Source organism: Actinobacillus indolicus (assembly GCF_004519515.1).
GTDB classification, from domain to species: Bacteria; Pseudomonadota; Gammaproteobacteria; order Enterobacterales; family Pasteurellaceae; genus Glaesserella; species Glaesserella indolica_A.
Genome location: NZ_CP038145.1, coordinates 633,665 through 646,588 on the forward strand (window position 1 = coordinate 633,665; position 12,924 = coordinate 646,588).

At 41.5% G+C, this 12,924-nt stretch carries 15 protein-coding genes and 1 pseudogene; 3 read left to right on the forward strand and 13 right to left on the reverse strand.

Features of this window, described 5'->3' with window-relative positions; genetic code table 11:
• Positions 1 to 43: 43 nt before the first annotated feature.
• The 3 genes from EXH44_RS02990 (at position 44) to EXH44_RS03000 (ending at position 3,639) form a co-directional block, all read left to right on the forward strand.
• Positions 44 to 1,885 (forward strand): ABC transporter ATP-binding protein, encoded by a 1,842-nt coding sequence (locus tag EXH44_RS02990; protein WP_162856209.1) that lies wholly within the window; start codon positions 44 to 46, stop codon positions 1,883 to 1,885.
• A 137-nt stretch (positions 1,886 to 2,022) separates the two neighbouring features.
• Positions 2,023 to 3,486, forward strand: coding sequence for a membrane-bound lytic murein transglycosylase MltF (mltF, locus tag EXH44_RS02995; RefSeq protein WP_162856210.1), 1,464 nt, complete (start codon positions 2,023 to 2,025; stop codon positions 3,484 to 3,486).
• Between the two features lie 12 nt (positions 3,487 to 3,498).
• Positions 3,499 to 3,639, forward strand: a complete 141-nt coding sequence (locus EXH44_RS03000) for a hypothetical protein (RefSeq protein ID WP_162856211.1) — start codon at positions 3,499 to 3,501, stop codon at positions 3,637 to 3,639.
• An 8-nt stretch (positions 3,640 to 3,647) separates the two neighbouring features.
• On the opposite strand, the gene EXH44_RS03005 is transcribed toward EXH44_RS03000, so the two are convergent.
• The 13 genes and pseudogenes from EXH44_RS03005 to EXH44_RS03060 form a co-directional block, all read right to left on the reverse strand.
• Positions 3,648 to 4,403: a choline/ethanolamine kinase family protein gene (locus tag EXH44_RS03005; protein WP_162856212.1), complete on the reverse strand. Its 756-nt coding sequence runs from the start codon at positions 4,401 to 4,403 to the stop codon at positions 3,648 to 3,650.
• The gene (locus tag EXH44_RS03010) at positions 4,403 to 4,771 is read right to left on the reverse strand and encodes a YcfL family putative periplasmic lipoprotein (protein ID WP_162856213.1); all 369 of its coding nucleotides are present in this window, start codon (positions 4,769 to 4,771) and stop codon (positions 4,403 to 4,405) included. The genes EXH44_RS03005 and EXH44_RS03010 overlap by 1 nt, the downstream gene beginning before the upstream one ends.
• 1 nt (position 4,772) lies before the next feature.
• Positions 4,773 to 5,132: a purine nucleoside phosphoramidase gene (gene hinT, locus EXH44_RS03015; RefSeq protein ID WP_162856214.1), complete on the reverse strand. Its 360-nt coding sequence runs from the start codon at positions 5,130 to 5,132 to the stop codon at positions 4,773 to 4,775.
• A gap of 94 nt (positions 5,133 to 5,226) precedes the next feature.
• Entirely contained in the window at positions 5,227 to 5,670 is a 444-nt protein-coding gene (locus EXH44_RS03020; protein WP_162856215.1) for a methyltransferase family protein, read from the reverse strand.
• Positions 5,671 to 5,754: 84 nt separating this feature from the next.
• Entirely contained in the window at positions 5,755 to 6,609 is an 855-nt protein-coding gene (gene kdsA / locus EXH44_RS03025; protein ID WP_162856216.1) for a 3-deoxy-8-phosphooctulonate synthase, read from the reverse strand.
• Between the two features lie 24 nt (positions 6,610 to 6,633).
• Complete coding sequence (locus EXH44_RS03030) at positions 6,634 to 7,500, reverse strand: SirB1 family protein (protein WP_162856217.1); 867 nt, start codon at positions 7,498 to 7,500, stop codon at positions 6,634 to 6,636.
• On the reverse strand, positions 7,488 to 8,366 hold the full coding sequence (gene prmC, locus EXH44_RS03035) for a peptide chain release factor N(5)-glutamine methyltransferase (protein WP_244238753.1): 879 nt from the start codon (positions 8,364 to 8,366) through the stop codon (positions 7,488 to 7,490). Before prmC ends, EXH44_RS03030 begins: the two co-directional genes overlap by 13 nt.
• A 60-nt stretch (positions 8,367 to 8,426) precedes the next feature.
• Positions 8,427 to 8,738: pseudogene (locus EXH44_RS11110) on the reverse strand (ASCH domain-containing protein); the annotation flags it as partial.
• 42 nt (positions 8,739 to 8,780) lie between these two features.
• Positions 8,781 to 9,863 (reverse strand): peptide chain release factor 1, encoded by a 1,083-nt coding sequence (gene prfA / locus EXH44_RS03040; protein ID WP_162856219.1) that lies wholly within the window; start codon positions 9,861 to 9,863, stop codon positions 8,781 to 8,783.
• A gap of 113 nt (positions 9,864 to 9,976) precedes the next feature.
• A complete protein-coding gene (locus EXH44_RS03045) occupies positions 9,977 to 10,249 on the reverse strand; it encodes an HU family DNA-binding protein (protein WP_162856220.1) in 273 nt (90 codons plus the stop codon).
• 138 nt (positions 10,250 to 10,387) lie between these two features.
• Positions 10,388 to 10,978, reverse strand: coding sequence for a YjaG family protein (locus tag EXH44_RS03050; protein WP_162856221.1), 591 nt, complete (start codon positions 10,976 to 10,978; stop codon positions 10,388 to 10,390).
• 9 nt (positions 10,979 to 10,987) lie between these two features.
• Positions 10,988 to 12,052: a uroporphyrinogen decarboxylase gene (hemE, locus tag EXH44_RS03055; protein WP_162856222.1), complete on the reverse strand. Its 1,065-nt coding sequence runs from the start codon at positions 12,050 to 12,052 to the stop codon at positions 10,988 to 10,990.
• Between the two features lie 59 nt (positions 12,053 to 12,111).
• Entirely contained in the window at positions 12,112 to 12,915 is an 804-nt protein-coding gene (locus EXH44_RS03060; RefSeq protein WP_162856223.1) for a D-hexose-6-phosphate mutarotase, read from the reverse strand.
• Positions 12,916 to 12,924 lie beyond the last annotated feature (9 nt).

The window sequence follows — 12,924 nt, forward strand, 5'->3', positions numbered from 1 at the left end:
GCTCCCCCTGTATTCAGGGGGAATTTATTTTTTAAGGAAAGTTATGATAAACAAGCTTTTTGAATGGTTTGAAAGCCGAATCGATCCTTATCCCGACGATATTCCCCAAACACCGAAAGCGAAATTAATCCCGTTTATTTGGAATGCCACTAAAGGCATGCGCCCTTATTTAGCCGCAGCGATTTTCTTTAGTGTGATTATCGGCGTGACCGATGCGGCGTTATTCCAATTTGTTGGGGAGATTGTCGATTGGGTCGGCAAGTACAGTCCGTCACAATTATTAGCGGAAAAATGGCACAGTATGTTATTTATGCTGTTTGTGATCGTACTTGGCTTTATCGCCACCTATCTCTACGCCAGTTTCCGTTTTCAAAGTATGCAGGGTGTGTTCCCGATGCGTTTACGTTGGAATTTCCACCGTTTAATGCTTGGGCAGAGCATGAGTTTCTACCAAAACGAATTTGCAGGACGAGTCTCTGCTAAAGTGATGCAAACAGCATTAGCCACACGGGACGTGGTGATGACCTTTATTGAAATGGTGGTTTATGTGGTGATCTACTTCACCACATCCAGCGTCATTTTATTGCAATTCGATGCGTGGCTATTGCTACCTTTTATGCTTTGGGTGGTTGTACTCGGTGTGAGTGTCTGGTTCTTTGTGCCACGTTTGGCAAAGGCATCTCAAGAGCAGTCCGATGCCCGTAGTTTAATGACTGGACGGATTACCGATGCTTATTCGAATATTGCGACGGTCAAACTGTTCTCTCACGGCAAACGTGAATCCAGCTACGTGAAAGAATCCATGGAAGAGTTTATGACCACAGTGCATAAACAGATGCGTTTGGTAACCCTGATTGACACCATTACGTATATCAATGCTGTAACTTTAATTATTTTTTCTGCAGCAATGGGATTATTGCTGTGGGGAAATGCACTGATTACCGCAGGGGCAATCGCGACATCTATGGCATTAGCTTTACGCTTGAAAGGGTTGGCGCAATGGATTATGTGGGAGTTTGCTAGTCTGTTTGAGCATATCGGCACAGTACAAGACGGCATGGGAACGCTGTCTAAACCGCATACCATTGTCGATAGTCCGAATGCGAAACCATTGACCGTTGAACAAGGCGATATTCGTTTTGAAAACGTCGATTTTGCTTATAGCGAAAATAAGCCGTTACTGAAAAAATTCGATTTACATATTAAAGCGGGCGAAAAAGTCGGCTTAGTAGGGCGTAGCGGTGCGGGTAAATCCACGCTCACCAATTTGTTACTGCGGTTCTATGATGTGCAAAGTGGTTCAGTTAAAGTAGATGGGCAAGATGTCCGTGATGTCACTCAAGAGAGCTTGCGCTCGCAAATCGGTTTGGTGACGCAAGATACCTCTTTGCTTCACCGTTCTGTGCGTGAAAATCTGATGTACGGTCGTCCGACGGCAACGGAAGAAGAGATGTTACGTGCAGTTGAGCGTGCTTCTGCGGCGGATTTCATTCCTTATTTAACCGATGCCAAAGGCAGAACAGGTTACGATGCACACGTCGGTGAACGTGGTGTAAAACTCTCAGGCGGACAACGCCAACGTATTGCGATTGCCCGAGTGATGTTGAAAGATGCACCGATTTTGCTACTGGATGAAGCGACCAGTGCTTTAGATTCAGAAGTGGAAGTGGCAATTCAAGAGAACTTAACCGAACTGATGGAAGGCAAAACCGTGGTAGCGATTGCTCACCGTTTATCGACCATTATGGCGATGGATCGCTTAATTGTGTTAGACAAAGGCGAAATTGTCGAACAAGGCAGCCACGAAGAACTACTCGCGTTAAACGGTGTTTATGCAAAACTTTGGGCACACCAAAGTGGCGGGTTCTTACCGGAAGAAGTGTAGCAAGCGGTCGAATTTGCAGAGAAATTTGCAAATTTTTGATTGAAACTCACCGCTTGTCGTTTGTGTAAATCCATTTTGATTTGAGCCGAAGTTTGCTAAACTTCGGCTTTATTATTCATATTACAGAGATAACAAATTTGAAAGGTCTAGCAATACGGCTGGTGGTTGGCATTGCGCTTTTACTGTGGGCTTGGGATATGGTATTTCCTTGGCAACAAGCGATGCAAGCGGAAGAAAATCGTTATACGCAGATTCAGCAACGTAAAATGTTGAAGGTTGGTATGATTAATCACCCAATCTCGTATTTTATTGGTTCAGAAGGCACTGCGGGGATTGAATACGAACTGGCGAAAGCATTTTCTGATTACTTGGGCGTAAATTTAGAAGTAAAAACCTACAATAACAGTGAGCAACTTTTTAATGGACTTAAACAGAATGAAGTCGATATTGCAGCGGCTGGCTTACTCTATCAACCTGAAAATATAGAGAAGTTTCAAATTGGGCCGAGCTATTATTCAGCATCTTGGCAAGTGGTTTATAAAAAGGGTACTCAACGCCCTTATACCATTGATGATTTACAGGGGGAATTGTTAATTCCGTCAGGTTCGGCAGTGATTCCTATTTTGAGTGCCTTACAAGAGCGTCACCCTAAATTAACATGGAAAATCACTGATAATTTCACCCAAGAAGAGCTGTTATTGCAAGTGGCAGATGGCAAAATTCCATATACGGTGGCGGTTTCTATTGATGTTTCCGCAGCACAGCATATCAAGCCTGATGTTGCCGTTGGGTTTGACTTAACCGATGAAGAGCCTGTGGTATGGTATTTGCAAAATAGTGCTTATAGTGAATTACAAGCTGCCGTATTGGCTTTTATGGACAATGCCAATGAAACAGGCTTAATCTCTCGTATTGAAGAGAAGTATTTCAATTATTTAAGCCGTTTTGACTATGTGGATAGCCAAAGTTATCTCAAAGCCATTGAAAATGTCTTGCCGAAGTATCAACATCTCTTTGAAAAATACCGTGGAACATTAGAGTGGCAAATGTTGGCGGCGATTGCTTATCAAGAATCTCATTGGGATCCCTCAGCGACATCACCAACTGGGGTACGTGGTATGATGATGCTGACAAAAGATACCGCAGATCGAATGAACGTGATGAATCGAACCAATGCAGAGCAAAGTGTGAAAGCAGGTTCAGACTATTTACATTTATTAATGAATCAACTGCCACAAAGTATTGCAGCCGAAGATCGTATTTGGTTTAGTTTAGCGGCATATAATATGGGTATGGGGCATTTAATTGATGTACGCTGTTTAACGAAGCAGTTAGGGGGCGATCCTGATAATTGGCTTGATGTGAAGAAGCATTTACCGTTATTGGCGGAAAAACGCTATTATAGTCAGCTCAAATATGGCTATGCACGTGGCTTTGAAGCATTTCAGTACGTTGAAAATATCCGTCGTTACTACAATAGCATTATGAATCATCAGCGCGTTAAAGAGCAAGAAAACCAAAGCCGTCAGTTACAAGAAAATACTGATGCCAATTTAGAAGTCAATTATGCGCCGGTAACATTGGAAAATAACAATAAATAAGGAATTTACATTATGAGAAAACGTAAATTAAAACAACGTGTTAGACGTTTAAATAGCAATAAATCTCGCCGTATTTTACATATTTATCGATTAAAGCGCCGAATCGCTGAACGTCGTCGAATTGGTTTTGTGATTTTAGAGCAACAGTGCTAATTTATTCTTTATCCAATCGCAAACCACAATCTATTTAACTTCTCAATTTCAGGCTGATATTCCACCATTTTAGCTATACAAGCGGTGGGATCGAAGCCTGATTTTGCAAAATAGCGTGCTAAGAAAAACGCCTTTTGTTCCGCAGACAAAGGATTGTTATGAAAAAGCAACGCTAATTCCAAAGCAGGATCGGAGATCGCCGCATATTCCCAATCAATCAAAAAGAGTTTTTCATCTTGTTCGACTAAATTTGCAAGATGAATATCGTGATGGCAAATAGCTTGTTTATAAGGGCTGATTTGCTGAAAAGGGGGCGTGAAGTTTAAGCTGTTTTGCGTTTCAAGCGGTAAGTTTTTCCATAAGAATTGGCAACGTTCGGCAAGATTTAGGGTTGTCAATTTTTGCGTAGAACACACCGCTTGCCAATCAAAGCGATGTAAACAGGCTAGTTGGTCAGCTAATTTTTCGAGTAAAGGTTGGCTAAAATGGCTAGGTGTTTTCCCATCAATCCAAGATAACAAGGCAGATGTTTTGTTAGCATAAATAACCTTAGGGGCGAAACCGAGTGGCTCAATTAGTCGCAAAAAAGCGACTTCTTGTTGGTAATCAATGCCATAGTCGGTGGCTCGTTGGGTTTGAGAACGTAAAACGTAACGCTCGCCATTGGCTAATTCGACCAAATGACTACAAGCGGTTAGCCCTGCTAATTTTGTGACAGAACTGACCGCTTGTTGTTGCTGTTGTTCAAGCCATTGAAGTGCCATTATCGCTGAAAACGTAAGTAAAAACGGTAGTTTTCACTTTCAGGGGTTGGCTTGTCTAAAGCAATTCTTTGGCGTTGTTTAGCCTCAAGGAACAAATGTTGCCAAGGCGATGTTTCTTCACCGTTCAAGGTCTGCGTCACGCCCATTTTGTCGTACCAAAACAGCTTATAGCTTAAATGCAAAGGGTGTTCACTTTTATTAAATACCGCAAGTTCATCTGATTTTGCGACAACCTCCGTGATCTCTGCGACATTGGCTTCGATATTAACAATCGGCGTTGTGCCTGATGGCAGATAGCTTGGCGGATTTGATGCGCAAGCGGTCAGAAATACGCTTAATAGTGCAACAAGAGAAAAAGAGAATTTCATCTTATTTCGCCAACATTTTACCTAACGGCTCACCGCCAACAAGGTGCATATGGATATGGAACACTTCTTGTCCGCCGTGTTTATTACAGTTCATAATCAAGCGATAGCCGTCTTCTGCAATGCCTTCTTCTTTGGCAATTTTCGCAGCAACAGTAAATAAACGACCAAGAGCTTGTTCATCTTCCACAGTAACGTGATTAACTGTTGGAATAAATTTGTTTGGAATAATTAAAATGTGGGTTTTCGCCTGTGGAGCAATATCACGGAATGCAGTGACAAGCTCATCTTGATACACGATTGCCGCAGGGATCTCTTTACGGATAATTTTGCTGAAAATAGTTTCTTCGTAGTTGGTTAGCATAATGTTTCCTTATATAAATGTTGTAAGCGGTAGGATTGTCCAACTTTTTTGCAAATTTTGCAAAGTTTTCTGCAAATCTGACCGCTTGTACTGATTACCATAGCCAACGAGGGACTTTTTGACAATACTCTTGATAAAATTTCCCAAATTTCTGTTCTAAAATCCGTTCTTCTGGCTCAATTTGAAAACGAGTAATGTAAGCAATAAATCCCCACACGACAAGCAATGCGAACGCATTTCCTAACCAAAATGCCCAAGCAGATAGTAGACTCACTATCCCTAAATACATCGGATTTCGACTAAAGCGGTAAACGCCTTGTGTTGTTAAAGTTGAGGCTTTATTGGGTTCAAGCGGATTGATTGTCGTCTTATTTTGCCAAAAAGCCCACAATGCAGAGAGATCAACACTCACTCCAAATATAAAACAGATTATCGCAAAGCTTTGATAAACCCAATTTGGATTGGCATAGTTTGGCAGAAAATAGATTATTGTTGCACAAATCAATGCAACAAAGGGCGGAGGAAGTTTGAGTTCCATATTTTTATCTCACTAAATCAATCGTGGAATTAGCTTAGTTAAAAATGTATAAGGGACACACTCCGTGTGTCCCTACAAGTGAACTTAATTAGACGTATCAATCTCTTCAAAAGATTTTACGAGATCATCAATCGCTTTCATTTGTGAAACAAAGGCTTCTAATTTAGAAAGTGGCAATGCTGATGGACCATCACATTTAGCATTTTTCGGGTCTGGGTGGGCTTCTAGGAATAGACCAGCCAAACCAATCGCCATACCTGCACGAGCTAGTTCAGTCACTTGATCACGGCGACCGCCTGACGCAGCACCAAATGGGTCACGGCATTGTAATGAATGGGTGACATCAAAGATCACAGGGCAACCTTTTGACACTTTTTTCATGACGTTAAAACCAAGCATATCCACGACTAAGTTATCGTAACCAAAGTTCGTGCCACGGTCACATAAAATCACTTTGTCGTTACCGCACTCTTCGATTTTTTCCACGATATTTCCCATTTGCCCTGGGCTTAAAAATTGTGGTTTTTTCACATTGATAACCGCACCTGTGCGAGCCATTGCTTCGACTAAATCTGTTTGACGAGCAAGGAATGCTGGTAGCTGGATAATATCCACTACCTCTGCAACTGGCTGGCATTGATAGATTTCGTGTACGTCAGTGATAATTTTGACACCGAAAGTATCTTTCAATTCTTGGAAAATTTTTAAACCTTCTTCCATACCTGGTCCACGATAAGAGTGGATAGATGAGCGGTTTGCTTTATCGAAAGAAGCCTTAAAGACATACGGCACGCCTAATTTTTGCGTAACTTCGACATATTTTTCACAGACTTGCATTGCCATATCACGGCTTTCAAGTACGTTCATTCCCCCGAATAATACGAAAGGTTTGTTATTTGCAATGTCGATATTGCCGAGAGTGATTGTTTTTTGTTGCATAAAGTATCCTTGTTTAAATTAAAATTAGTGTACTACACTTGCCTTACTCTGTTTCTCAAGCCCTGCAATTTCAAGTTTTAACATCATTGCAGACGGATCGTCTGGGCATTGATCGATAAAGTAGCTTAAATCATCAAAAGCGGCTTGATAGCAATCCATACTCGCTAAAATCATCCCACGATCACGGATTTCATAGGGATCTTCAGGGCTAATGGTTAAACGATATTCGATTAAACGCAGTGCTTCTTCATATTTGCCTTCACGGGTTAAAGCCATTTTAAATACCGTTTCTAACCGCTCTAATAGCTCATCTTCTTCCGCAATACGCAAATACTCTTGGCTTAATTCTACGCCGTAGCCCATTTCCCCTTCGAGCCATTTATCTAATTTTTCACGGTCTAACTCAGAGCCGTCCCACGGATTGATAAATTTCACCTCCGTTCTGCCTTGCTCATTTTTCAATTCAGCACGTAAAATTAATTGTGTCGGGAAATTGACGGGGTACAAGGGTAAATTCAGTGAAGCCGCCAAATAAAGCACCACTGCCCCTAAAGAGACCGGCATTCCACGATGTTTACGAATCACCCGATTAATCAATAAGTTATCCGTATAGAAATACTCGGCGTGATGACAATGAAAGCCCCACTCTTGATAAACTAGGGTTAATAGTTGGTTCAAACGCTCTGCATCTGTTTCCCCATTCACATCATAGCGAGCTTTTTTGACAAGTGCCGACATCAAGCCTAACACTTGCGGTTCAGACAGGCTATCATCAATCATCAAGGTTAAACGAACTAACTCACGGTAAAGAAATTTCTGAAGCTGAACTTTACTCACCACGCTTTTGGGCTTTTTAATCTCTTGGAAAATATCGTTAATTATGTTGTCCATATTGCTACTGTTACTCTATCATTACCGCCATAATCTTGGAATGTGGTGACTGCATTCCATTGATTTTGTTGGAAAATATCTTGAACACTCGCCGCTTGTTGCCAGCCGTGTTCTAACATCAATGCCCCGTTTTGAGTTAAATAAAGCGGTGCGTTTTGGATAATTTTTTGCAAATCGCTCAGCCCGTTTTGTTCGGCAACCAGTGCGGTTAATGGTTCAAAACGAACATCCCCTTGTGTTAAATTTTCATCGTCTTTATCAATGTAAGGCGGATTACTCACAATAAGATCAAAGTGTTGATTTTTCAAGGCTTCAAACCAATCGCTTTGTAAAAAGCGGACATTTTCAAATCCTAATTTCTGGCGATTTTTCTCTGCGAGTTCTACTGCATCGGGCTGTTTATCTATCCCTATAATATCCACTTTTTTGCCTAGCTCACTTGCTAATGCTAAAGCAATCGCCCCTGTGCCAGTGCCTAAATCTAAAATATGCAATTTTTCTTGAGTATCTAACCGCTTGTGTACCCATTCTAACGCAACTTCTACCAAGCGTTCTGTATCAGGACGGGGAATTAAAGTTGCCGTGGATACCGCCAAAGGTAACGACCAAAACTCTTTTTCGCCCAAGATGTATGCCATCGGTTCGCCTTTGGCTCGGCGAGCAAGTAGCTCGGCAAGTTGGCGTAGTTCGCTTTCGCTCAGTTCCGTTTCAGCAAAAGCAAAAATTGCAGATTTTGAACGTTTTGTTACCGCTTGTAGCAGAATGTTGGCATCGGCTTTGGCGTTTAAAAACGGATCTTGTGATGCGTTTTCAAGTAAGGTTTGTTCGGCAAAGGTGAGCCATTGTTGGTAGGTTTTACTAAAAATCTTCACCACTTCAAAACGTTCACATACGAGCTCAAATTCATCACTAATCGGTTGATTTAATTGTTGGCTAAAAAAATGTTGATGTGCCGATTTCCATTCTTCCAAAGAGCCTTCACCTTCTGCAACTGCAAAGGCTTCAGATACCTTGCCTAAGGTATTAAAAGTCACTTCTGTCAATTTTATTATCACTAAAGGCTGATTTTGGCTATCTAAAATAGTATGCAATTCATCTTGAACAGGATATTTATCTCCATTTTCAAGGGAATAGAATATTTTGCCTGAACAAGTCGCTGTTTTTTTACCAGACAGAACCAATGTGGCTAAATAATTTGGTGTGGTGCCGAATTGCCATTGTGAGTGAATTTGAGCCATAGAGAATATCTCGATATGGGGATTTCTCCCCCTAAGAACAGATTAATTCTGATCCGACAACGCAGCCAACTGATCCGCTTGATATTCGGTAATAATCGGTTGGATTAATTCATCAATTTTGCCATTCATCACTTCATCTAAACGGTAAACGGTTAAGTTAATGCGGTGATCGGTTACACGCCCTTGTGGGTAGTTGTAAGTACGGATTTTGTCTGAACGGTCGCCCGAGCCAAGTAGGTTACGGCGAGTATCCGCTTGCTCTTGTGCTTGTTTTTCTTTCTCAACTTGAACAATGCGTGAAGCAAGTACCGCAAGTGCTTTGGCTTTGTTTTTGTGTTGTGAACGCTCGTCTTGGCACTCTACCACAATGCCTGTCGGAATGTGGGTGATACGCACCGCAGAGTCGGTGGTATTAACGTGCTGACCACCTGCCCCTGATGAACGGTAGGTATCAATACGCAGATCCGCTGGGTTGATTTCCGGCATTTCACTTTCTGGTAATTCAGGCATTACTGCGACCGTACAAGCGGAAGTGTGAATACGCCCTTGTGATTCGGTTTTTGGTACACGTTGTACACGGTGACCGCCCGACTCAAATTTGAGCTGTCCATAAACGCCTTCACCACTGATTTTAACGATAATCTCTTTATATCCGCCTTGTTCGCTTTCGTTAGCACTTAATTCTTCAATTCTCCAGCGTTTGCTTTCTGCATAACGGCTGTACATACGGTATAAATCGCCAGCAAAAATACCCGCTTCATCACCGCCTGTTCCAGCACGGATTTCAAGGAAGCAGTTATATTCATCATTCGGATCTTTCGGTAGTAATAAGATTTGTAAGTTTTGCTCAAGTTGCTCGATCTCGGTTTTATTTGCTTCGATCTCTTCAGCTGCCATATCTTTCATGTCCGGATCATCAAGCAAAATCTGTGCTTCTTCGATGTCGCTATGTAATTTCTTCCAACGATTAAAGGTACTAACTACTTCTTCCAATTGAGAGTACTCTTTGGAATAAGCACGGAATTTTTCTTGATCGCTGATGATTGTTGCATCGCCCAATAAGGCTTGTAGCTCTTCGTGGCGTTCGCTTAGGCTGTCTAGTTTATTAATAATAGATGCTTTCATGTCTTGTTTATCTGTATTTCAAATATCGCTATTGTAACGGAAAATCACAATCTGATAAACGCAAAAAGCCTAGATATTCTCTAGGCTCTTCAGCAATATATGCGGTAAAGAAATTATTTTACTAAATCTTTTAATGCTTTACCTGCAACGAATGCTGGTACGTTAGCTGCTGGGATTTCGATTGCTTCGTTAGTTTTTGGGTTACGACCTGTGCGAGCTTTACGGTGATTTACTTTGAAAGTACCGAAACCGATTAGTTGAACTGCATCACCTTTTTTAAGACTTTCAGAAATTGCTTCCAAAGTCGCTTCTAATGCTGCTTTAGCATCTTTTTTGCTTAATTCAGCTTTTGCTGCAATTGCATCGATTAACTCAGTTTTGTTCATAGTTTTATCCTCTAAAGATATGATCAGTAAGATGGCATTAAATAGCCTAAATAAAATTGCGTAAATGCGTTGCGTAGCTTAATTCAAACCGCCTTATTCTCAAAGTAAATAATGCAAAAATTGTTAGCTAAATCACACTTATTGATTAAAATTTAATCCAATGTTACTAATTCCGCTACTTCTAATCTCATCTTTTAGCCCTAAAATGAGTTCAATGTCTCTTTCTTCACACTCGTTAAGCAAACGATAAACTTGCCATTGCACATCTAATTCATCTTGAATTTCCGGGGCATTTTTAAGCTCTTGTTCATTTAAGCTGCGATCTGCTTGTGTTTCTAAATAGGTTGCCACGGTCGAAAGTGAAATTTGGCTAATCTTGATTGCCTGCTCCAACGTTTCTCCTGCGATAATGCTATGTAAAACTTCCGCTAAGGCGTGGCAGGCATCTTCAGCAGGGAATACGCCGTAAAAATCAAATTCATTCACATCAGGAATAATGGCTTCCAATTTTTCGAGTTGGTTCTCAAAATTGATTTTTGCCCCTTTGACAGTCAGATGTTCCCAAACTAAATTGAGAATATTTTGAAAAGTTTTAGCATCATCTGACCGCTTACTGACCTCGCAAAAGAGTTGAAAGTTAGGCAACATACGTTCGCATAAACACGCCATAAAGGTAAGATGTTGCCAAGTTTCAAAACGCTCGATACGTTTATGAATAGGGTTTCTCATTCGTTATCCTTATTTGTGATACTGCTGTGAAAAGGCGTGAATGCTATCCACAAACACTTTCGGACTTTCTACCGGAACATCTTGGTGGATACCGTGTCCCAGATTGAAGACGTGTCCTGAGCCTTGCCCAAAGCCGGCTAAAATTGCTTTTACTTCTTGTTCAATACGTTCAGGGCTTGCATAGAGTACGCTTGGATCCATATTGCCTTGCAATGCAACTTTGTGTCCAACACGGCGACGAGCGTCAGCAATATCCACCGTCCAGTCTAATCCTACTGCATCACAGCCTGTGTCAGCAATGGCTTCCAACCATAGACCACCGCCTTTCGTGAATAAGGTCACAGGCACTTTTCTACCTTCATTTTCACGGATTAAGCCATCGACGATTTTGTGCATATAGCGTAAGGAAAATTCGTTATAATCACGGTGTGCCAATACGCCACCCCAAGTATCAAAGACCATTACCGACTGAGCACCTGCTTTAATTTGTGCATTCAGGTAAAGAATAACGCTGTCAGCCAGTTTGGCTAACAGAGCGTGTAGCAACGCAGGCTCGGTATACATCATTTTTTTGATTTTAGTAAAGGCTTTGCTACTTCCGCCTTCAACCATATAAGTCGCTAATGTCCAAGGGCTACCCGAAAAACCAATTAATGGCACTTCGCCTTTTAATTCACGACGAATGGTACGCACAGCGTTCATCACATATTGCAATTCTTGTTCAGGATCAGGAATAGGCAGATGATCGACATCGGCTTTACGTTCAATTGGACGAGCAAATTTAGGGCCTTCGCCAGCGCCAAAACTTAAACCTAATCCCATGGCATCTGGAATAGTTAATATATCAGAGAATAAAATTGCCGCATCTAACGCATAACGACGTAAAGGCTGAATAGTCACTTCGCACGCTAAATCCGCATTGCGACATAACGACATAAAATCCCCTGCTTCTGCACGGGTCGCCTTATATTCAGGCAAATAACGCCCTGCTTGACGCATCATCCAAACAGGTGTCATATCAACAGGTTCACGCAATAATGCTTTTAAATAACGATCATTTTTTAACATTGTCATACTATTCTCTCAAAATAAAAATGCCCCATCGGGCTTGATAGGGCAAATCATATCATAAATTACAGGGATTTTACGCTAATCTTCACGCTAACTTGTTCGCCTGATTGCACTAATTGATAAATCCGTGCAGTTTCAACACAAACCATCGTTCGATATCCCGTTTCATTCATTCCGCTCATTGCCTTATGCCACGGGTTCCAAACTACTACTTCGCTGGCATTTTGATGTTCAACCATCATTTGACGGGAATAGCCAAGATCTTGGATTAGCGTTGGTTGCTGATTGGCTTCATAAATCTCATCTACTAATTCTGCAATTTTTCGTGGTGAACTAACCGCTTGTTGTTGCTGAATAAGGGAATTAAAGGCCTGTTCTGGTAAGCCACACAGCTCCACCTGCTCAATGTTTTTGACATTGAAATAACTATGTAATGCAACTTGTGCTTCGCCTTGAGCTAAATGGGTAAAACGCAACTGACAAGTTAGCCCTAATTCCATCTCCATTTTTGCTTCTAATTGATGGTTTTCATCAAACAAACTGAACTCAAGTTTGACCTGCTCCGTTTGAACTTGATAGTGAGATAGCTCCCACAAGCGATTACGAGCGGTACCGTGTGGGGGTTGTTTTACACCACCAAACCAAGGATAACAAATCGGCACGCCACCACGAATAGCATTGCCTTGCTCAAATGACTCAACTTCACTGAGCCAAAAAACATCTTGCTCAGCGTGAACAGGTTGCCAGCTCAATAAATGCGCACCTTGTAAAGCCACCTTCGCTTTCACTTTCGGGTGAACAATTTCAAGCACTGGAATTTGGTTGTAATCGACCAACACAAGCTCAGGGGTAAGTTGTTTTGTCATATTTGCTCC